Consider the following 21008-nt stretch of genomic DNA (forward strand, 5'->3'; position numbering starts at 1 on the left):
GATTTCCTGAGGGGAGCGATGAATGCCCTATCACAATTATCTAAAGTTTTGGCTCAAGCCTCTTGATCATGAAGGCCATGAACCCCACCAGCATTGGGAAAAGGAAGAGGTATATCAGTATAATGGCTATGGGTGGCAGGACTGACCCCATAACAGTGGATGCTGCCAGGAGCATTACAAGGAATATAACGGGTCCCAGAATCGCAAGGAACATGTAGATCATGGTGAAGGAGTTGAGCTTCTGGGAATAATCCTTGAGCTTCATCCTCATCTCATATGCAATATCATCTGCAATAACATTGAGTGTCTTTGAGAGATCCCCACCACTGTTGAGGGTCCTTGTGATCTGGTATACGGCCCTCTTGAGGCCATCGGATTCTATGCGGTTACTCATCTCAATGAGGGCACTCTCAGTGGTCTCACCATACTTGATCTCCTCAAGTGTCCTCGCGAACTCCTCAGAAAGGGCACCATAGCCTGACATTGCAACTGAACGCATACTATCATGGAGCCCGAGCCCTGATTTGAGTTCAGTGGCCATCTGACGGAGAGCAAATGGCAGTTCCCGGGAAGCCTCGCTTGAACGTTTGCCCTTCTGAAGGTTCGGGAGGAATATGATAATTATAGCCATGAAGAGAACAGCCAGCATCATTGCAAGGCCTATCTCGATCCCGAAGCCAAGGACGACCATCACAATCAGCAGCACCGCCCCTGAGCCCCCACCAAGTATCATTATGAGTTTGGGGTCGAGCTGCTCCTTCTCCTCCTCCTTCAGTATCTCCTCAAGGGACGCCCTCTGAAAGCTTTCACGGGTTGCGCTGTCCTCTCCCCTCTCCTCGAGCCTCTTATCTGCCTCTATAAGGCCCTTGAACACCTCTATCTCCTCAGGGGTCATCTTCATCCTGCTTATAACCCTCGCTGACCCCCTTCTTGAGAGAAAACCTGGCTTTGGTTTCTCAGATTCCCTCTTCAGGATTCCCCCTGGTTTTCCAATTGGGGGTGCCTTTGGCTTTATCTCACCTATCTTCTTAACGGGCTTCTGAACGCCCTCACCCACCTTCTTCGTGGATGTGAGAGTGATTCCCCCGAGTTTATCGAATATATCCCTGATTGAGACCATTGTATCTGCCTCAGAGTATGCTGTCAAGAACACCGTCCGGGTCCCTGTAGTACTCATTTATGTAGTGTCCCACCTCATCTATGGACCTTATGTTCTCATCGGCCAGGTATTCAAGGACAAGTCTTCTTCTTTCGATCTCCTCCTCTATCTCATTTATGCTTATGGCCCTGAGTTCAGCTATCTCCCTGAGGGTCTGGCTGGCTATTCCAACGTATTCCACCTTATCTGTTACGCTGTTCCACTCAAAGACCCTGTTGAGCTGAACATTGCCCTCCTCCATACCCACAACCTCGGCAACCTCTGTTATCCTCCTTATGGAACCCCCTTCAGGACGATACATCCTGTTCTGCATGATTATGAAGTCAAGGGCAGGTATCATTATCCTCGGCACGTTCATGGGGGGGTTTATGAGACGGGTTATTGTTTCCCGGGCCGTGTTTGCGTGAAGCGTTCCAAACCCACTGTGCCCTGTGTTGAGGGCTGTGAAGAGTGTTATTGCCTCTCCACCCCTGACCTCCCCGACTATCACCCTGTCGGGTCTCTGACGGAGGGAGTTCTTAACCAGGGTGTCCATGTCCAGTTCACCCTTACCCTCTATGTTTGGTGGCCTTGTCTCCATCCTCAGGACGTGGGTGTGGGGCAGCTGAAGTTCCAGTGTATCCTCAATTGTTATGATACGCTCGGTTGGGGGTACAAAGGCGGATATTGTGTTGAGGGTTGTTGTTTTACCTGAACCAGTACCCCCTGCAACTATGGCGTTGCATGGTTTCACCCCGAGCCCATCAGTACAGACCCAGAGGAAGGCTGCAAGATGTGAGGACATGGTCTTGAAGTTGATGAGATCGACTACAGTGAAGGGGTCCTTCCTGAATTTTCGTATGGTGAGTGTTGATCCGTCCGGAGATACCGGTGGTATTGTCGCATTGATCCTTGAGCCATCAGGCAGCCTTGCATCCAGTATGGGTGTCTGCTGGTCTATACGTCTGTTCACCTGCCTTGCAATGAGGTCAATAATGGCCTTTATATCATCATCGTCCTTGAAGACCACGTTGGTTATCATCATACCCATCTTCCTGTGGTAAACAAAGACGGGTTTGTTGACACCGATTACCATTATCTCCTCAAGATCATCATCCTTGATGAGTGGGTCAAGTTCGCCGTAACCCAGCATCTCCTGGGAGATCTGCTTGGCGAGCTTATCAACATTGCGAACCCCCTTCATCCTGAGAAATTCCTTAACCTCCGACATGAAGGTGGATTCGTCTATCCTGAAATCCTCACCCTTGGATACCGCAACCTCAACAAGTTTTTCACGTATCTCGTTGAGGAGTTCTCTTTCCTTCTCAGAGAACTTTGGAAGGGACACCTTGTATTTGGGTATGAGGTCGCCCTCAATGATTTCAACATCCTTTATATCGGGACCACGGGGGGCGGGCTTCGGTGATGGCTTTTCAAGCACCTTTTCAACCTTGAATTCCGATTCCGCAGGCCTCTCTCTTTTTTCTTCCCTTGGAGTCGCTTCCTCATCCGCTGCGAATTCTCCGAGAATTTCCCTCAGAATCTCCTTCCTCTTGTCCCTCATGTTACTCATCTTTTAATATGTGGAGGATAATATTTAAGTGTATGTCAGCAAGGTGTCCAGTCTGCGGAGAGGTTCTTCGTGCACATAACAAGCATGAACTGAGGGGTTATTACGACCCCTGTGAGGGCTGTGTAAACCCTGGTTTCAGGAAGTTCAGACCCATAATGGAACATGTGACTGAATCGGCCCTTGAAGAATGTGAATGTGGCAGAAGGCACCTTGATTCTGTAATGGCACAGGTATCCATGATCCTTATAGAGAATGGGGTCATCCAAAAAAATGCCAGGTTGAGGGACGCCGGTGTTCCGCTCATAACTCCTGCATTTCCCCTCAAATCGGTCCCCTTCCTGCCAGAGGATTCGCTTGTTCTTCTAACACCTGCCATCACTGGGAAAACTGCGGAGATGATAATAACTGATGTGCCCGAGGTTAAGGGTGTCATAAGGGGCGATCCCTCGGTGACACCAGGGGTTATGGATTCATCCAGGATTCCAGAGGTATACGATCTTCTTGCAGGCTGTGATATGAGGTGTGATATCATAGATACCCCTGCAGGTTCAATGTCCATATACCGGAGGCAGAGCAGGCTTCACATAGAATTTGCAGGTGCAAAAAACCAGAAAATAGAAACCGCTGCCAGGGAAATCCTATCAATTCGCCCAGAGACGGTTCTGGACGCCACCTGCGGTCCGGGCACCCTGGGAATATTTGCACTGATGGCAGGTGCAGAAAGGGTTGTCTTCAATGACATCTGGAGGGATGCATGTGAGATGACGCGCCTTAACCTTCAGATCAATGGCTTCAGGAAGGAAAGGTTCAGAATATACTCTGAGGACATCAGAAATCTTCCTGAAATCCTGGATGAAAAATTTGAGCTATGTATTGTGGATCCATTCCCTGGTGTGGAGGTAAAGGAGTTCATTGAGGCTGCAGTAAAACTGGCAGAGAGGGTTCTACTGATTCAATGAACTGGATGCTGGACCTCTACAATCTGGTTTAATTTTTGGGTGCCTATCTAACTGATATTCTGACACGATTAAAAAAATCAAATTCCCATATATATCACTACCGCAGGAATCACAAGGACCCCCATGAGATGTGACTTGCTTATACCTGCACAGTGGGGGATTATCCCAAAGGCAGTGGATGTCAGGAGCGCCACTGCAATGAACAGCAGGCTTACGCCCTCCATGATGGCGAAAAAGAAGATGGATGCCACCATAAAGAGCATTACACAGGCCGATACCCTTCTATAGTTGATACCTGAGAGGCCGCATGCAAGATGATCGCCCAGCTTTATGGAGGCTACTGCAGCGGCAGAGACCGCAAGGAGAGACGCTGATATGAAGAGTATGAGATGGGCCATGCTGACATCCTGAACAATCTCTGAAATGTAGACCGCAATACCGCTTCTGGGGTTTCCTATGAGGTAGAGTGTGAGGAGCGAGAAGAGTGCGTCTGATGTGTTCAGACCTGAAATTGCCATGATGAAATCCTCAGGTGCATCCTCACCACCTGAACCTGTGAGGGAGGCTGCTATCATCCCGCCCTGGGCCGGTCCAAATCCAGGAAGAAATCCAAGTAAAACAGATGCCAGGCCACCTGCAGATACCGACCTCAGGGTGTTCATGTTGAACTCTGTGAACTGAACCCTGCTCTGTTCAGGAATATCTGATGCTGAATTTAAACTGTAAAGGAGGGTGCTGAGTCCAAAAAACCCTGTAAAAAGTGTCATGAGCCCAAGACCCGGCGACAAGGGCGTCTGAAACATGAGCCACCCCATCGCGCCTGAGAAGAGAAAAAGCGCCGAAGCCCAGATAACGGCCTCGAAATTTCTGCTGAGTTTTATTATCATGTAAACAGATACCAGAATCAGAATCAACCATATATGGGGTCTGAGGAAATCGTATAGTGGTGGTAAAATCAGAAAGAGTGATGGTAGGAGGATTATCGTGATGAGAATCCCTCCAACACCACCAACCGTGGCCGCCCTTATGGCCTCCCCGGCCTTACCTTCCAGCACCAGCCTGTGAGCCGGGAGGACAGAGATGGCTGTTCCATCATCAGGCACCCCAAGAAGCGCTGATGGTATGAACTCAAGAAGGGCGTGTGCCACTGAAAGTGATAATAAAAAAACAGCGAGGAATTCCTCAGATACATGAAGGTGGGTTGATGATGCGAAAATGAATGCTCCCACAGTATTAACATGGATGCCTGGAATCAGGCCCGTTAATATGCCCGTGATGATCCCAAGAAAACAGGCAAAAAGGATATCGGTTATCCCAATCACCCGGAAAGGGGAGCTACATTAACCTTCTCACATCGGTTACCTCTATATTGCTGACACCATCAATACCCGCAAGGCTCTCCTCAGCGGCTTCGGTTCCGCCCTCGGCATCGCCCACAACAACCATCACATTTAGTGCAACGAGGCCAAATGCTATTGGCTCCTCCTCTATTTTGTGAAGCTCAGTACCCTCGGGTATCCTTGATTCTATTTCCTTCTTGAGTGCCTCAAGGTCAACCTCTGGACTTTCAGGCATAACCTTTATGGTAGCTACTACATCTCCCATGAAATACCTCCATACAGAATCTTGAGTAATACTAATTTATATATTTTTCCTATGGTCCCTCAAATCCACAGCTGCAGCGGTATGTGTGTCCGAAGGTCCTGCACTTCTGGCACCTGTAGATCATCTCACCACACATGGGGCATTCAAATTTCACATAGGTTTCAACCAGAGGTATCTCCTGCTTACAGGATGTGCATTCCATCTTTGTCATCTAATCACCTCTTATAACTGTACATATAACTTCTGAAGCACCTGCCCTTAAAATGGACAGCACCCTCTCGGGAAACTTCCCGTTTGCAACATAACAATCAGTTTTCAGTTTAATGAGAAGTTCAGGTAGTGCTTCGTCCACTGATGTCTCACCAAAAGATAGTAAGTTTTTAGCACTTATCTCATTTATAAGTTTAGCATCACTGGCAGGTGGCCTCTCCGTATATATACCATCTACATCCGTTGCTATTAAAAGTTTCGCCCCGAGCATGTGTGCTATTATGAGTGAGAGGGAATCCGAGGTCACCCTCCATGAGTGTTCCACAGGATCAGTAAAACGCAGGAGTTCAGATGGCAGTATCACAGGTGTCAGACCACTCCCGGCTACCTCCCTGCACTCCCCAAGTGTCCTCACTGGAACAGCAGATTCACAAAGGTCAGAAAGCAGTCTTCCAGTAATATCCATGCAGAGTATGGCCGAATCATGGGCCGCGCTTTCAGAAAATCCCGAAATCCTGTCGTAGTACCTCACTCTATCTGCAAAATCCCCACCGCCACAAACAACAGCAACCCCTGTTCCTTCAAGGCTTTTAAGAAGTTCTGCAGCATTTTCAGGGAATAAGCTACCCCCTATCTTAACAAGCCAGTCCATAATATCACCATATTCCAGCCTCAGAGAAGTTTGAGGTCGCCTGTTATTTTATCTATCTTCTCATCGTCGTCAGGGCCTATGCCCAGACATGTGATGGTGCCTGCAGGTATCTGGGTATGGCCGGCGTCCCTCACAAGATAGTATGAGATCCCCGAATCCTTCACAGATTCGTATATCTCCAGGAGCTCATCAAGGCTCTTAACTGAAACTATAACCTTCTTTGAACCATCAATTTCCCATCTTCTGATTTTATCAGGATCTGTTTTTTTGAATGAACCAATAGAAGCATGACAGGCCTGGGCTGCTATTTTACCCTTTCCCATCTTCAGATCAGACCTCACTATTATGACCTGTTTCATTTTCCCACCATCCGGGTCTATATTGGTTGATACTAATAACTGTTTCCAGCGCGAAAAAATGAAAAGTCATCAGTGCCCATCTCATGCGCACCTCAACTGGAGGTGCCCCTCCAAACCAGAAGGTTGGTGCCAGTGTTACAGTGACAATCTGCAAGGCTGGGAAGTATAGAATCATGATATGGATGGAAAAGAGTGCCGAAAAATCGATAAATTTAAATAGTATTTGTTTAAATATAGAATTGAGGTGATATTATGGCCGAATTACCCATAGCACCAGTTGGGAGAATAATAAAAAATGCCGGTGCCCAGAGAATAAGCGACGACGCAAGGGAAACACTTGCAAAAATTCTGGAAGACAAAGGCGAAGAAATAGCAGCAGAAGCTGTTAAACTAGCAAAACATGCCGGCAGAAAAACTGTTAAAGCATCAGACATAGAACTGGCCGTTAAAAAGCTATAAATGGCCATTTCTATTTTTATTTTAAATATCATACTTCAGTATCCCCGTCAGGTCTATGACCGGATGGGTTTGGAGGATGACTGAATTTTAAGTGTCATACTTCAGTATCCTCTGGACTGTTGACTATTTATTCCCGCTGCAACAATAATTCAAAGGGGTCTGAAGTTCTGAGAATGAATTTATTTACCACCCCACATACCATAATCAACCGAAACTGAATTTTCATCCTCATACCAATGGTGATAGAATTGACCAGAATCTCAATACTCGATCATGATAGATGCCAGCCAAAGAAATGCAACTACGTCTGCATAGAGTACTGTCCCGGAGTTAGAATGGATGAGGACACCATAACAATTGATGAGAAAACAAAGAAACCCCTCATATCTGAGGAACTGTGTTCCGGTTGTGGTATATGTACAAAAAGGTGTCCATTCAAGGCCATAAGTGTTATAAATCTTCCCGAGGCCCTTGAAGACCCGGTTCACAGGTACGGTCAGAACATGTTTGAACTCTTTGGTCTCCCCACCGTGACAGAGGGGGATGTGATTGGGCTGATAGGTCCAAACGGTATCGGAAAGTCAACAATCATAAGGATACTGTCGGGGGAACTCAGGCCAAACCTCGGCAACTTCCAGGACCCACCAGGATGGGATGAAATTATAAACCACTTCAGGGGATCCCAGCTGCAGAATTACTTCCAGAACCTCAGTGAAGGAAAGGTAACCGTTGTGCACAAACCCCAAATGGTGGATAAGATCCCGAAGTACGTTAAGGGAAAGGTTGAGGATCTGCTTCTGAGTATAGAGTCAAAAAGAACAGATGAAGTAGTTGAAACCCTCGAGATTGGGGAGATAATGGGTCGTGAGATATCAAACCTCAGTGGTGGTGAACTACAGAGTGTAGCAATCGCAGCTGCAGCTCTACGTGAAGCAGATTTCTATTACTTTGATGAACCAACCTCATGGCTGGATGTGAAGCAGAGACTCAATGCAATAAGGGTCATAAGGTCCCTTGCAGAGGCGGGGAAATCCGTTATGGTGATAGAACACGACATGGCCGCCCTTGATGCAATGTCAGACTACGTCCACATACTCTACGGTAAGCCAGGTGGATACGGGGTTGTATCCAACCGCCGCGGTGTCCGGGTGGGGATCAACACCTACATCAGGGGTTTCCTCAGGGAGGAGAACGTGAGGTTCCGTGATCATGAAATAGAATTCAAGGTAAAACCCCCAAGAGCCGGGGAAGAGGGTGAGGTCCTCGTGGAGTACTCAAATATGATGAAGTCCCATCCAGTATTCAGCCTTAATGTTGAGGAGGGCACGGTATACCTCAACGAGGTTATCACAGCCTTCGGACCAAACGGTATAGGTAAAACAACCTTTGCAAGGATCCTTGCAGGTGTTGAAAAGCCCGACGAGGGAAAGGTCAAGAGGAAGATAAAGATATCCTACAAGCCCCAGTACCTTTCATCGGATTATACCGGTACCGTGGAGGAGTTCCTGTATGCAAACGCCCCCTCATACGGATCGAACCTTTTCAAAAGCGAGATAATGAGGCCATTCAATCTTGAGGAGATACTTGACAAGGCAGTTAATGAACTGAGTGGTGGTGAGCTGCAGCGCCTTGCAGTTGCAGTTGCTCTCTCCAGGGATGCGGAACTTTATGTTCTGGACGAACCAACAGCATTCCTAGATGTTGAACAGCGCCTGCTTGCAGCCAAGGCCATAAGAAGGATAATTGAAAGCAGGAATGCGTCTGCCATGATAATTGACCATGACATAATCTTCATTGACTACATATCCGATAGGGCCATGGTCTTCAGTGGTAAACCGGGAGTTGAAGGACGTGCAGGAAGCCCCACAGAACTCAGGGAAGCTATGAACACATTCCTAAGGGAAACAGGAATAACATTCAGGAGGGATAAGGAAACAAAAAGGCCGCGTGTTAACAAGCCTGGAAGTTTCCTTGACAGGCAGCAGAAGGAGATGGGGGAATACTATTACCTGAAAACAGAATAATAATGAACACCCCCCTCTTTTCAAAACCTCCCTAAGATATCCACCAGATAATACCTCCCTTCTTTATTTTTCCAAGGAACCACTTATGCGCTCATAATCTGCGTTAATTGAAGAGAGAATAGCGAATTATCTACCAAAATTAAAAGCCTCAAAAAACAGATCCGAATAAAAATTACAGCTACAGATTATCTGCCAAATTAGCCAAAAAAGCACAGATTAAAAAAACTAAATTGTGAAATTATGATGGCCTCAGGAACTCCATCACATCCACAAAGTTCTCAGCGAATATCTCGACCTGCTCAGTTGGTATGGAGAAGCTGAGACGTATGTACCTGTCCCCGAATATCTTGCTGGTGTATGCACCCTGCCTTACAAAGATCTTCCTCTTAAGAAGGTAGTCTGTAAGGTCAACGGGGTTAACCCCGGTTTCATGTATATCTATGGCCATCATGTTTCCATTTGATGGGTAAACCGGAAGAAATGCCCCTTCAACCTCTTCAACAGCGTCCCTGATGATCCTCTGGTTTTTGAAGGTCACATCCCGTATCCTGTCAACCCACCTATCCTTTGATTTGAGGGCTGCAATTGCACCTGCCTGGGATACAACATTTGTACCGAGGTCATTTATAACGATGCTCTTCACTGACTCAACAATATCCTCAGTTGCAACAATTGCACCTATCCTGAGACCTGCCATCCCACATATCTTGGAAAAGCTGTACACTGTAAGTGTATGGTCGGGGGCGTAATCAGCTGCAAGGTGGTGTTCCTGTGCAAAGTCCCTGTAGGTTATATCGTGCAGAAGGTAAACATCATGGTCCACTGCAATGTCTGCAAATGCCTTTATCTCCTCCAGCGTATATGATGATCCCAGCGGATTCAGGGGGTCAATGAGTGAAATCAGGCGGGTGTTGCTGTCCATATTCTCAAGCACAAGGTCGGGTGTCAGTTTATACCCACATTCACTGCTGTATATTGGGACCGATTTGACACTGCATGCGAATCTGCTTGCAAAGTTGTCAATTATCAGGTAGCCGGGATCACATGTTATGGCATTGTCCTCAGGGTTGAGAATATCATTCATGCAGAGATACAGGGACTCCGTACCCCCAGCGGTTATGAGGGCCTCAAAGCCATCCCCCAGTCCCAGATCCTTCAGTACAAGTTCCTTGAGTTCCGGGAATCCCTCAGGAGGAGGATACTTACAGTAACTACCCTCATTTATGCAATCAATCATGGCTTCCGCTATTTCAGAGTGATCATGAAGATGGTTGGTGTTCTGACCCATCCATATCATTTCTTTGTCCTTGAAGACGTAGTTAAAAAACTCATTTGAAGTTTTAAAGCCGTTTGGCGGCACTTTTGCGGCTTTAGCATATTTTTTAGGAGAAATCATTTTATCACATCAGCACCAGAGTATCCTAATGAAAGAGAAGAAGGCTTCTCTTATCTACCCGAGGCTGAACCTCAACCATAGGCCACACTATTACCGTGTTCCATATCATATTAAACAAACCACTTAATAAACTTTGTTCAGCATCAGAGATTCTGTAATAAAATTCTGGGCCCATATCCTACTCTAAGGACCCAGATTAACCTCCCGGCGCCCGGCCAGATGATAATAGAAGACCTATCCTGGAAAAATTAAAATCCCTCAAGCTCAGACAATACCCTCAGGAACTATCCTGAAACTGGCTCTCAAACCTTCAGGTCTGTTTCTGTGCCTTCTGAGTATAGCAACTCTTTCACCTGGCCTATCACCCATTTCAAGTTCAACAATTGTTTTGGACCAGTACCTCAGGAGGGTCCCGCCAACGGGCCTCACCCTCTCCACCCCATCATCTCCCCTCAGGGAATATATCTGGTTGGTTATAACCACCGCAAGGTCAAATCTTCTGGCCATCTGCAGAAGAAGGAAAAGCTGTCTTCCAAGATCAACATTGAAATTAGATCCGTTACCCTCCTTTAGACGGTATAGGGCCACCGCGGAATCAAGTACAATCAGGTCAACTGAATCGCCATGGTTTTTCAGGACATTCAGTGTTCTTTGAATGGCTTCACCCTGCTCTTTGAAGCCAGATGGTTCAAAAACTATTATATTATCGGCAACCCTTTCAAATGAAGATCCTGAAACCTGTTTTATTCTTTCAACGGAAATTCCACCCTCGGTATCAATAAAAACTGTCTTTTTATCTCTCTTTGAAGTTTCAACTGCAAGTTTAATTGCGATGTTGGTTTTGCCAGAAGCTGGGGGCCCATAGAACTGGGTGATGGTTCCCCTCTCAACACCCCCTCCAAGTATGGAGTCAATGGATGAACCGGTGGGGAGCCTTCCGTTTTCACCGAGCTCCATAAGGGTCCTCATCTTATACACCTGAAAATCCTGTAGATAACTTCCGGGTCCCCTCTACCAGCCCTCAGAACAGCGGGTGGTTCAACTGTAAGATCAACAACTGTGGATGGTTCAGTGCTGTCACATTCACCTGCATCAAGCACTAGGTCAACCTCCAGATCCCCCATTATATCATGGGGGTTAGCTGATGGTTGCCTACCTGATATATTGGCGCTTGTGGCTGTCACCGGAAACCTTGCTGATATCCTTCTGCATACCTCATCATCAGGAACCCTTACACCCACCTTTGATGATCCCCCCGTGAGAATATCCGGCACCAGATCCTTCTTCTCAAGTAAAACCGTGTAGGGGCCCGGCAATATCCTCCTGATTATCTCCATGGCATGGCTTGATGGTTTTGAGAACCTCGGTATCTCGGATACCCCTGAGACACATATGGATACCGGTTTATCAGGGGCCCTTCCCTTTATCCTGAAGAGCTTCCTCACTGACTCCCCGTCAAGTGCATTGACCCCGAGGCCATAGATGGTATCTGTGGGGTATATCACTGCCCCGCCCCTCTCCATAACAGATATTGCCTCATCAATCGCCTTTTGTGATGGGTTTTCTCTTCTGATTTTCCGGATTATCATTGAACCACCAGATCCATGACCAATTTATATATCTGTAATCAATATAAATGAGTTCATGTTGAATCAGTTCAGACCGGCACTCAGAAGGTTCATAGACCCTATCGCAGAGAAGATTGGAATACCTGCAGATTATATAACGTTCACCGGTTTCCTGGTTGCATGTGCCTCAGCTGCATCCTATGCCACAGGGAATATTATTAACGGTGCCCTGCTTCTTGCATTAAGCGGATTCATAGACGTCCTTGATGGGGCTGTTGCAAGGAGGAGGTTCAGCCCCACCAGATTTGGTGGTTTCCTGGATTCAACCCTTGACAGGTTCTCAGATGGCATAATCATCATCGGTATAACAGCAGGGGGGTTCACAGGGATTCTCACAGGTATGCTGGCCCTCCACTCCAGCCTCATGGTCAGTTATGTGAGGGCAAGGGCCGAGTCCGAGGGCCTCGAATGCACTGTGGGTGTTGCTGAAAGGGCTGAGCGGCTCATAATACTCATTGGAGGGTCCCTTGCCGGATACTTCCTTGGCTTATGGTATATGAACGCTGCCATGATAATTCTTGTAATTGCAGGTTACTTCACGGTGATCCAGAGGATGATGTACGTTCGGGGGCAGATGAAAACATAGTGCCTCAGGAAAAGTCCCTGATTAAAAGATTGATGAGGTGTTTAAATGGAATGCAGGGAACGCATAGAAAAGGACCTTGATCTTCTTGAGAAAAATTTAATGGAAATGGAATCCATAGAATTCAAAGGGGAGGAGAGGGCCATCATTGAGAGGGCCCTGAACTACAGGGACGACTCCATCTACTACCTAAAGAAGGGGGATTACATCACATCCTTCGGGTGCATAACCTACGCCCACGGCCTTCTGGATGGCCTAAGAATGCTTCACGGAATTATATGATGGAGATAAAATGAAGTTTTTCATGAAAGAGGGTAAAGTTGAGAAGTATGGGCGCAAGCACCTTGATAAGGTCATGGAATGCTACCTGAAGCTGGAGGAGCTGATGGAGGCATTTTACAGTGGTGACTGCAGAAGTGTATCTAGACTCGCAAGGGAGATAGCGGTTAGTGAGCATGAGGCCGATGAGATAAGAAGGAAAATGGAGCTTGAATTCTATGAAGGGGCCTTTCTACCATTCGACAGGGAGGACCGTATAATGCTCGTTGAGAGCATAGACAAGGTTGCTGACGTTATTGAATCAACCGCATTCACTGTATCCCTTGGAAGGGTTTCCTTTCCCTCAGGGTTCAGGGAGGACTTCCAGAGGATGATGGATGTCACAGAAAAGACTGTTCACGCCCTTAAGGAGTGCGTGGAACTCCTTGAAAGGGACCTCGGGGAGGCCATGAGGAAGGTCCATGAAATTGAGGGCCTTGAGGATGAGGTGGATGCAATTGAGAGGAAGATCATAACTGACCTCTACTCTGCCTACAGGGAGAAGGAGATGGGTGTCATAAAATTCATGGACATGAAGGAAATCACCCGGAAGATCGGGAACATTTCCGACAGGGCCGAAGATGCTTCTGACCGTGCCCTCATAATAATAGCCAAGAGAAGAGGCTGATGACCCTTAAAATGGCCGTTGAGGACCTGAAGTACCTCCTCAACAGGGGTTACCGTAAACGCGTTGCGCTTAATTTCGTTGCAAACCACTATCTTCTCGGGAAGAGGGAAAGAAATTACCTTGCAAGGTACGTCTTCTCAGATGAAACCAGAAAGAGGAGACTCTCCCGGCTGGTAAGTCCAGATTCCCTCAGGGGTGCCACTGTCCACATTGATGGCTACAATGTACTCATAGGCACAGAAAGCGTTCTTGGGGGTGAAGGGTTCTTCATTGCCCAGGATGGGTTTCTGCGGGATGTAAGGAGTGTTTCAGGGAGTTACAGGATGGGTGAAGTAACCCTGAGGGCCCTGAATGCCATAATGGATTTCCTATCAGATTCAGGTGTTAAAGAGGTGTTTTTCTACTTTGACAGGAACGTCAGCCACAGTGGCAGACTGAGGCAGATCGTCGAGGAACTCATGGATTCCCGGGAACTTGAGGGACGTGCTATTCTCTCATCATGCGTTGACAGAAGGCTTAAGAAAAGTGGGGGTGTGGTGGCAACAGCTGACGGTGCTGTGATCGACTCTGTGGAGATGGTGATTGACATTCCCCATGAGATACTCAGGAGAATCAACAAGAAGAAACCAAAGAAGGGATAATGACAGGATAGACCAATCATTTAGAAGTACAGGATCAACGCCTGGCAGAATCCAGTGTTCAGAAAAAAATAAAATGTGGGTGGAAGCCCCTTTAATCCATGTCCTCAAATCTGTCCCCGAGTTTTTCAAGCACACCTGGAAGGGATGTGTACTCCATTTCATCTGATGGGAGTCTGTGGGGTTCGAATGGCCCGTGTCTTCTCATGTACTCTGCAATTTCAGATGCAAGCTGCCTTGAGCGATCAAATGATGGGTCATCAAACATGTCAATTGGGCCCACGAGTTTGCAGTCTGCGATCTGGAATCCCAGCCCTATTACCCTTGGAGGTCCGTCGAACCTGACGGGTGTTGCATCCCTCTGGGCAACAGGCATCAGTGGCCCGTTGTGTGATCCCCTCATCCAGCCACCCACAAGGTGCGGGAATGCGAAGGGTTCAACGACTTCTCCTGCTGCAGGGAATCCTGACTGTGCCCTTACGATTGCGACCGGGTCATCCTTTCCTATGTACTTTCCTGCCATGAGGTTCAGTCTTTCTGTGCTCACAGAGGCTGCTATTTCACCGTCGTCCCTTCTGTGTATCTTCTTTATCACGTAGCGGCTGATTGAACCCAGGAGGGCGAGGAGGTCGTACATCTCATCAGGGCATGCCATTGTAACCTTTTTGTGTTCAACAACATCAAAGACCTCGAATTCGTATCCGTTGTGAAGTGTTGGATCGATAACAAGGCCCGCGGTGTTGAATGGGTCTGCAAACATTCTGAAGAGGGGCAGGTTAAACGCTCCAGGTTCTGTCTTGTCGCAGCAGAAAATTATAACAGGATCGCTTGGCCTCTCCTTAAATTCCATTTCAGCGCACCCAGGGCCCATACCCTTGATGTTTCCTGAGAATGTGTCTGAGAGGAGGTCCTGCCCTGCACCGTAAAGTTTTAAGCCCCTGGCCACCTCTGTGGCTTCCCTGAAGGCGTTCCATGCTGTCTGGTGAACCTCCTCATTTTCTTCACCGTTTCTGTGGGTCATTATGAGGTCAATGTCATCTCCACAGTTGGTAATATAATAATCCTCAAGGATTCCTGTATCCCTGGCTTCTGCCAGTATCTCGTCGCACTTTTTCTTTAATGCCTCATGTGCGACTGCGTGACCTGCTACGCTTCCAACGTCTGCTTTAATTACACTAATGGTTGTTTTCATCATTACACCTCCAGAAGATAGTGAGTTAATTAACTGGATTCTTTATATAAAAGATGTGATCTGATTATTTAAAAAGTTATCCACAGAATCTGCAACGATCATTCAGGGCTTTCTGTTTCTGAAGCTGATCTGAATATCTTCTCAATTTCATCTTCAACCTGGATTTTTTCTGAGAGTTCCCTGATGGAGGCTGTATCCGCTGCCGTTGAGGGATGGCGGGGTACAGCACCGCATCCACCATCGGGTATCACCGAGATGTCATAGGTGCCTATCCTCTTTGCAAGGGCCTCTATCTCCACCTTATCCATGCCTATGAGGGGGCTGAGGACAGGCATCCTCACCGCCATCCTTGTGGCGAGGATGTTTGGAAGGGTCTGGGATGCCACCTGCCCGAGGCTGCTCCCATCCACTATTGCAAGTGCCCCCTCCTCCTCTGCAACCATCTCGGCGAGGCGGTACATTCCAGCCTTACATAGGACGCAGGTCATATTCTCAGGGGCTTCTCTCCTGCATTTTTCAAGGTAACTTCCATACCTGAAAATTCTGAGTTTGAATTCAACTCCAGCAGAATACTCCTCAAGTTTTGAAGCGATTTTCTCAACCTTATCAAGGGACTCGGGAGCTGTGAATGGTGAGTTATCGGTGTGGACCGCAACGACCTGGCATCCCCTCTTCATGAGGAGATATGTGGCAACAGGTGAGTCTATTCCCCCGGATAAAAGGGCAACAACCTTGCCCTGGGTACCGGCAGGCAGGCCGCCAGGACCCTGGATGACCCTGTGGTAGATGTATGTCCTGTTCTCCCTTATTTCAAGGTGGATCTCAAGGTCAGGGTTTCCAAGGTCCACCGGGGCCCCGATCTCCCTGACCACAACTGAACCTGCAAAGGCTGCCATCTCCTGGCTTGTGAAGTCATGCTGCCCAACCCTTCTGCATCTTATGGCAAAGGGTGTTCTCTCTGTGATGAGACCCTCCAGTTTCAGTTCACCCACATATTCCCGGAGCGCCACCTCTATAACATCAAAATCGGTTTCCACAGTCACCGCGGGTGAAAAGGATACCACCCCAAAGATCCTTGAAAGTTTATCAAGGGCCTCATCCATGTTATCAGGGAATACGAATATTCTTCCATGCCTGATTTCTGCTCTGCAGCTGAAAGCAGCCCTTATATTGCTGAGGAGTTTTTTTTCAAATCTCCTTCTAACAGCCGGCCCCTTAATTGCAACCTCACCGTATCTCACAAGTATAACATCATATTCAAGAATACTAACACCCCCCTATGAGGAAATTACCCTTTTCTATGAGTTCTTTGAGTTCACGGGCGAGGCTGGATGCCCTCACCCTGTCTGACTGTCTGCATACGATGGGTACCGTCCTATCACCAATCCTGACCTCACCTGTATCCATCTCATACGCCCCGTAGGGACATGAGAAGGCACATACACCGCATCCGAAGCACCTATCGGTGTCCAGTCCATCCCCTATTGCATGGGTTGGGCACCTCTCCGCTGCCAGGCATGGGAGGCAGTCAGCACACCTTTCAGGGTTATAGGTGGGTCTCTCGTCACCAGCCCATGTATCCGCATATGTCAGATCATGGATTATCCTTGATCGATCCCTCACGTCTGCAACAGGTAACCCTATATCTGAATTAAGAACCAGCAGTCTCTCAAAGACCCTCTCAGATGTCACGGGCAGTGGGACTGCGATGGTGTTGAATATCTCGGGTCCTGCGGCTGTCCTGAATCCCCCAATGTAATCAGGTTTCATATCATGCAGGTCCCCGCTCAGCATGAGATTTGGTCTTTCAGGGCTGCTCCTTGTACCCTCACCCAGCACGAGGCCCCTGGCACCATTTAAGAGTACGCTGGTTCCCCTCCTGATGGCCTCCATGCCTGGATCATTTTCAAGGGGATTGATGTCACCGCAGCCTGAGAATGAGAGGCCTCCACAGTGGGGTGGCATTTCAAATGCATTGAATATGGATCTTACAGGTTTATCTGATGGATTGACAATTGCTGTGTAGTTTCTGAATGCCATCCTTGTTCCTATGATCCTCGCTGTTTCAATATCCTTCAGGGTAACTGTGGATTCAATGGAAGTTCCATCCTCTGACTTTACAGTCACATCAACCTCAGATCCAATGAGAAGGTCCCTGAGAAGAAATCCGCCGCCATATTCAGGGTCCCTGACGCTTCTGGCTGTCCCATAAATGAAGAGGTCCACTGAACCCAGGTTTTCATTTGGACATGGGCCAGGATACGCTGGTATGCCATTCAGTTCAGCTGAAACAGCCTTCCTGAATGAACCAGGTTCAGATACCCTGAAATGCATTACCGCTGCTGTCCCGGACATTACACCGCAGGTGGCCGCTGTTACCACGTCAACCTCATCTGCAGATGGGGCCTCATCGTTGAGGACCAGCTCCTTGAGTTCCCCGGCTGTTAAAACGGTTGCTTCACCATCCAGTATCCTCTCATTTATTTCTGAGATGGTCCTCCTCAAATTAATCACCAGAAAACAACAAGAACAGTTATTTTACAATCCTCAAATTCATCCCCCAAAGGATTCAAGTGAGGATCTTGCCTCCTCAAGAGCCTCATGGATTTTATCCTTTCCTTTACCTGCTCCCTGTGCAAGGTGTGGCTTTCCACCACCTCCACCTCCAAGGACCCTTGCAGCTGATGCTATAACCTCATTTATCCTTAAACCCCTTTTGACAGCGTCATCAGAGGCCGCCCCAACTATCTGGCCCTCTGAATTTGCAAGGATAACTGCATCAGCTGATTCTGTGAGTTCAAGGGCCATGTTCTTCATCTCATCCATGTCAGCCTCAACAGTGTCTATGATGACCCTCAGGCCGTTGAGGTCCTCCACCCTATCCCTTACCTCCAGGATTTTGAGTGAAGCCATTTCCTCCTTGAGGCGTGAAACCTCATTTCTGAGGGCCTTCCACTCTGTGAAGAATCTCTCAGAGGTGCGTGGAAGCTGTGATGGTGTTACCTTGAATACATCTGCACTTTCCCTCAGTATATCCCGGTTTTTCTGCATGAGTTCAATGGCCGATGCCCCTGCAGAGAATTCTATCCTCTCAACACCATCCTGTATGCGTTCAGTCCGGTTGATCATTATGAGGCCTATGTCCCCGGTTCTCTTAACATGGGTCCCTGCACATGCCTGCACATCCACCCCTGGAATCTCAACGACCCTTATCATGGAGCCCGGAACAACGCCCCCCTGGTAGAGTATGAATCCATACCTTTTCTCTGCAATGTCCCTGTCCATCCACCTGACATCAAGGGGGATGTTTCTCATGACGTGTTCGTTGGCCAGCCTCTCTATCTCATCAAGTTCCTCCTGAGTTATCCTCCTGTAATGTGAGAGGTCTATCCTTGAACTCTTAACACCCTTCTGGGCCCCTGCCTGCCATATGTGGTCTCCAAGGACCCTCCTTGCAGCTGCAACTATCAGGTGGGTTGCTGTGTGGTTCCTTGTAAGCTGAAGTCTTCTATCTGAATCAATCCGACCCCCTACAGTTTCCCCTTGTTTGAGGCAGATTTCATCGTCTGTCCTGTGGAGTACCACATTACCTATCTTCTCGGCATGCTTTATCCGGATCCTGCAGCCTTCTGACTCAATGTATCCAGTGTCAGATGGCTGACCTCCTCCCTCAGGGTAAAAGAGTGTTCTATCAAGTATGACACCGTCCTCATATACCCCCAGCACACTGGCTTCGAATTCCAGGCCATCGGGTTGTTCATAGAAGAGGAGCTCTGTCTGGGGGTAATCAAGATGAAGGTCCTCCTCCGGGGTTTCAGTTTCAGCCTCATTCATCTCTGCCACGAGGGTGTAGAAGTTGTCCGGGATTTTAACGCTGAAGCCTGATTCCTCTGCTATCTCCTTTATGGTTTCAGGGGGGATTCCATGGGAGTCATATAGTTTTATAAGGATTTCAAGGGGCATCTCGCTCTTATTATCCTTCCTGAGGTATTTTATGGTCTTTTCCACAATCCTCCGGCCCCTTGTCACGGTCTTTGCATACCTGTGTTCCTCAAGGTCTATGATGCTGAGTATGTGTTCATGGTGCTCCCTTATCTCAGGGTAGTGGCCCTCAAGGAACTCCACCTGGATATTCATTATATCCTTCAGGGACTCCCTCATGCCGAGTTCCTTCATGAGCCTAAGTGTCCTCCGGATTATGAGCCTCGCGAGGTAGCCCTCCTTGACATTTGAGGGTATGACACCATCGGCAAGCATGAAGGCAAGACAGCGTGTATGGTCGGCTATGGCATAAATGGACTCCATCGGGGCTGCTGCACGCTCAAGTTCAGTGGCTGAGATTCCAAGTTTATCAGCAACCCTTTTTCGAAGTTCCCTGAGATCAGCATAGGTTTCTATATCCATCATCCCGGCTACACGGGCATTTTCTGCCAGTATCTCCTCGTTGACCCCCACGCCTGTCAGTTCAATCAGCTTCTCAATTACCGGGCCAAAACATGCGTCGTAGGCTGTGGGTGTCCCCTGGGATATCCAGGCAAATCTCTCAAGCCCATAGCCGGTGTCAACTATTTTAAGTGGGATCTCCTCCCTGCCACCATCTGGGAGGGTGCGGTACTGTATAAAAACGAGGGTCGCCAGTTCGACGCCACTGACACAGACCTCATAGCAGGGCCCCTCGTTTCCGCCGCCCTGCCACCATGATTCTATGAAGGTTATCTCAGATGGATCAATGCCTATATGAGTCAGGAATTCGTGGCAGTACTTTATTGTCTCTTCTTCCCAGTAAACTGTGTTATCCTCAGAGTTGAATGCATGATGTCCACCCATGGTGAAGCATGTGAGGTGTCTCCCTGTTCTTCCAACGTTATCAACGTCGTTGAGTCTTATTGACGGCTGTGCAACAACAAGAGGGTTTGCAGGTGGCTTCACAAGACCGGATGTCACCCATGGCTGAAAGTTGTATATGGATGCTCCAACAAGAAACACGTCGTCCCGCCAGCGCTTTGCAAGGACAGGATATCTTCTGATGGGCTCATGGCCCCTTTCAGCGAAGAATTCTATGAATTCATCCTGTATCTCATACAGGTCATAGCTCCTCGAGGTTGCGGGATTTCCTATAAAATCGTATTCATCACAGGGGGCATCTCCACATGTTCTGCGTTCCCTTATTGACCAGAAGGTATTCCCACAGGACTCGCATTCATATTTTCTGTAACCCAGTTCTTCAAGCTGACGAGACATGGTAATCATTGAAAACAGTTGTTTTTATAAATAGAATCAATCAGGAAAAATAAATTTTTTGCCATTTGTTATGGCAGGAAAAAATAGAAAAGAGTTTAACCGAAGAGTGCGCCGAGACCAGCGGCTGCTTCCTCTTCAGCTTCCTCTTCTTCCTCTTCTTCTTCCTCTTCTTCTTCAGCCTCTTCGGCTGCTGCTGCAGGTGCTGCGGCGGCTGCAGGTGCTGCTGCTACAGCTGTTGTTTCCATTGCCTCTTCAATGTCCACATCTTCAAGGGCTGCTATTAGAGCCTTGACCCTTGCATCATCCACTTCAGCGCCTGCTGCTTCAAGGACACTTTTAACGTTTTCTTCGTTGATCTCCTTACCGGTTGTGTGCAGTAACATTGCTGCGTATATGTATTCCATA

At 47.9% G+C, this 21008-nt stretch carries 22 protein-coding genes; 7 read left to right on the top strand and 15 right to left on the bottom strand.

What is annotated here, in order from left to right; translation table 11 throughout:
* Nucleotides 1-40 precede the first annotated feature (40 nt).
* Both FVF72_RS03150 and FVF72_RS03155 read right to left on the bottom strand, forming a co-directional pair.
* Nucleotides 41-1177: a type II secretion system F family protein gene (locus tag FVF72_RS03150; RefSeq protein ID WP_255503783.1), complete on the bottom strand. Its 1137-nt coding sequence runs from the start codon at nucleotides 1175-1177 to the stop codon at nucleotides 41-43.
* Nucleotides 1131-2702 carry a CpaF family protein gene (locus FVF72_RS03155; protein ID WP_147671187.1) on the bottom strand — a complete coding sequence of 524 codons (1572 nt, stop codon included), beginning with the start codon at nucleotides 2700-2702 and terminating at the stop codon, nucleotides 1131-1133. Before FVF72_RS03155 ends, FVF72_RS03150 begins: the two co-directional genes overlap by 47 nt.
* A gap of 41 nt (nucleotides 2703-2743) precedes the next feature.
* Between FVF72_RS03155 and FVF72_RS03160 the strand changes: the two genes are divergently transcribed.
* On the top strand, nucleotides 2744-3670 hold the full coding sequence (locus FVF72_RS03160; RefSeq protein WP_255503784.1) for an RsmD family RNA methyltransferase: 927 nt from the start codon (nucleotides 2744-2746) through the stop codon (nucleotides 3668-3670).
* A gap of 77 nt (nucleotides 3671-3747) precedes the next feature.
* Here FVF72_RS03160 and FVF72_RS03165 read toward each other — a convergent pair whose 3' ends face one another.
* The 5 genes from FVF72_RS03165 to pth2 are packed head-to-tail and all read right to left on the bottom strand — an operon-like array spanning nucleotide 3748 to nucleotide 6496.
* On the bottom strand, nucleotides 3748-4983 hold the full coding sequence (locus FVF72_RS03165) for a tripartite tricarboxylate transporter permease (protein ID WP_187239666.1): 1236 nt from the start codon (nucleotides 4981-4983) through the stop codon (nucleotides 3748-3750).
* A gap of 22 nt (nucleotides 4984-5005) precedes the next feature.
* The gene (locus FVF72_RS03170) at nucleotides 5006-5275 is read right to left on the bottom strand and encodes an elongation factor 1-beta (RefSeq protein ID WP_147671190.1); all 270 of its coding nucleotides are present in this window, start codon (nucleotides 5273-5275) and stop codon (nucleotides 5006-5008) included.
* A 49-nt stretch (nucleotides 5276-5324) separates the two neighbouring features.
* Nucleotides 5325-5486 (bottom strand): zinc finger domain-containing protein, encoded by a 162-nt coding sequence (locus FVF72_RS03175; RefSeq protein WP_013295112.1) that lies wholly within the window; start codon nucleotides 5484-5486, stop codon nucleotides 5325-5327.
* A complete protein-coding gene (locus FVF72_RS03180) occupies nucleotides 5487-6137 on the bottom strand; it encodes a delta 1-pyrroline-5-carboxylate synthetase (RefSeq protein WP_147671191.1) in 651 nt (216 codons plus the stop codon).
* 20 nt (nucleotides 6138-6157) lie between these two features.
* Nucleotides 6158-6496 (bottom strand): aminoacyl-tRNA hydrolase, encoded by a 339-nt coding sequence (gene pth2, locus FVF72_RS03185; RefSeq protein WP_147671192.1) that lies wholly within the window; start codon nucleotides 6494-6496, stop codon nucleotides 6158-6160.
* Nucleotides 6497-6748: 252 nt separating this feature from the next.
* Between pth2 and hmtA2 the strand changes: the two genes are divergently transcribed.
* On the top strand, nucleotides 6749-6955 hold the full coding sequence (gene hmtA2 / locus FVF72_RS03190; RefSeq protein WP_013295109.1) for a histone HmtA2: 207 nt from the start codon (nucleotides 6749-6751) through the stop codon (nucleotides 6953-6955).
* Between the two features lie 248 nt (nucleotides 6956-7203).
* On the top strand, nucleotides 7204-8979 hold the full coding sequence (locus tag FVF72_RS03195) for a ribosome biogenesis/translation initiation ATPase RLI (protein ID WP_147671193.1): 1776 nt from the start codon (nucleotides 7204-7206) through the stop codon (nucleotides 8977-8979).
* A 238-nt stretch (nucleotides 8980-9217) separates the two neighbouring features.
* On the opposite strand, the gene FVF72_RS03200 is transcribed toward FVF72_RS03195, so the two are convergent.
* The 3 genes from FVF72_RS03200 to FVF72_RS03210 form a co-directional block, all read right to left on the bottom strand.
* Nucleotides 9218-10375 (bottom strand): pyridoxal phosphate-dependent aminotransferase, encoded by a 1158-nt coding sequence (locus FVF72_RS03200; protein ID WP_147671194.1) that lies wholly within the window; start codon nucleotides 10373-10375, stop codon nucleotides 9218-9220.
* 264 nt (nucleotides 10376-10639) lie between these two features.
* Nucleotides 10640-11344: a DNA repair and recombination protein RadB gene (radB, locus tag FVF72_RS03205; RefSeq protein ID WP_147671195.1), complete on the bottom strand. Its 705-nt coding sequence runs from the start codon at nucleotides 11342-11344 to the stop codon at nucleotides 10640-10642.
* The gene (locus FVF72_RS03210; RefSeq protein ID WP_147671196.1) at nucleotides 11341-11964 is read right to left on the bottom strand and encodes an L-threonylcarbamoyladenylate synthase; all 624 of its coding nucleotides are present in this window, start codon (nucleotides 11962-11964) and stop codon (nucleotides 11341-11343) included. The genes radB and FVF72_RS03210 overlap by 4 nt, the downstream gene beginning before the upstream one ends.
* A gap of 55 nt (nucleotides 11965-12019) precedes the next feature.
* On the opposite strand from FVF72_RS03210, the gene pgsA reads away from it, so the two are divergent.
* From pgsA to FVF72_RS03230, 4 genes are read left to right on the top strand one after another with little or no spacing between them, the layout of a single operon-like run.
* Nucleotides 12020-12589 (top strand): archaetidylinositol phosphate synthase, encoded by a 570-nt coding sequence (gene pgsA / locus FVF72_RS03215; protein WP_147671197.1) that lies wholly within the window; start codon nucleotides 12020-12022, stop codon nucleotides 12587-12589.
* A 45-nt stretch (nucleotides 12590-12634) separates the two neighbouring features.
* Complete coding sequence (locus tag FVF72_RS03220; RefSeq protein WP_013295103.1) at nucleotides 12635-12868, top strand: DUF357 domain-containing protein; 234 nt, start codon at nucleotides 12635-12637, stop codon at nucleotides 12866-12868.
* A 22-nt stretch (nucleotides 12869-12890) separates the two neighbouring features.
* Nucleotides 12891-13532 carry a TIGR00153 family protein gene (locus FVF72_RS03225; RefSeq protein ID WP_238523382.1) on the top strand — a complete coding sequence of 214 codons (642 nt, stop codon included), beginning with the start codon at nucleotides 12891-12893 and terminating at the stop codon, nucleotides 13530-13532.
* Nucleotides 13532-14173 (top strand): DUF434 domain-containing protein, encoded by a 642-nt coding sequence (locus FVF72_RS03230; RefSeq protein WP_013295101.1) that lies wholly within the window; start codon nucleotides 13532-13534, stop codon nucleotides 14171-14173. Before FVF72_RS03225 ends, FVF72_RS03230 begins: the two co-directional genes overlap by 1 nt.
* A 91-nt stretch (nucleotides 14174-14264) precedes the next feature.
* Here FVF72_RS03230 and fbp read toward each other — a convergent pair whose 3' ends face one another.
* From fbp to rpl12p, 5 genes are all read right to left on the bottom strand, one after another.
* The gene (gene fbp, locus FVF72_RS03235) at nucleotides 14265-15362 is read right to left on the bottom strand and encodes a fructose-1,6-bisphosphate aldolase/phosphatase (protein ID WP_013295100.1); all 1098 of its coding nucleotides are present in this window, start codon (nucleotides 15360-15362) and stop codon (nucleotides 14265-14267) included.
* 98 nt (nucleotides 15363-15460) lie between these two features.
* Nucleotides 15461-16603, bottom strand: a complete 1143-nt coding sequence (thiI, locus tag FVF72_RS03240; protein WP_013295099.1) for a tRNA uracil 4-sulfurtransferase ThiI — start codon at nucleotides 16601-16603, stop codon at nucleotides 15461-15463.
* Between the two features lie 25 nt (nucleotides 16604-16628).
* Complete coding sequence (locus tag FVF72_RS03245; protein WP_013295098.1) at nucleotides 16629-17867, bottom strand: methanogenesis marker 16 metalloprotein; 1239 nt, start codon at nucleotides 17865-17867, stop codon at nucleotides 16629-16631.
* A gap of 48 nt (nucleotides 17868-17915) precedes the next feature.
* On the bottom strand, nucleotides 17916-20612 hold the full coding sequence (alaS, locus tag FVF72_RS03250; protein WP_147671198.1) for an alanine--tRNA ligase: 2697 nt from the start codon (nucleotides 20610-20612) through the stop codon (nucleotides 17916-17918).
* 86 nt (nucleotides 20613-20698) lie between these two features.
* Nucleotides 20699-21007, bottom strand: a complete 309-nt coding sequence (gene rpl12p, locus FVF72_RS03255) for a 50S ribosomal protein P1 (protein WP_013295096.1) — start codon at nucleotides 21005-21007, stop codon at nucleotides 20699-20701.
* Between the last annotated feature and the right edge of the window lies 1 nt (nucleotide 21008).

It is taken from the genome of Methanothermobacter sp. KEPCO-1, from assembly GCF_008033705.1.
Classification (GTDB): domain Archaea; phylum Methanobacteriota; class Methanobacteria; order Methanobacteriales; family Methanothermobacteraceae; genus Methanothermobacter; species Methanothermobacter marburgensis.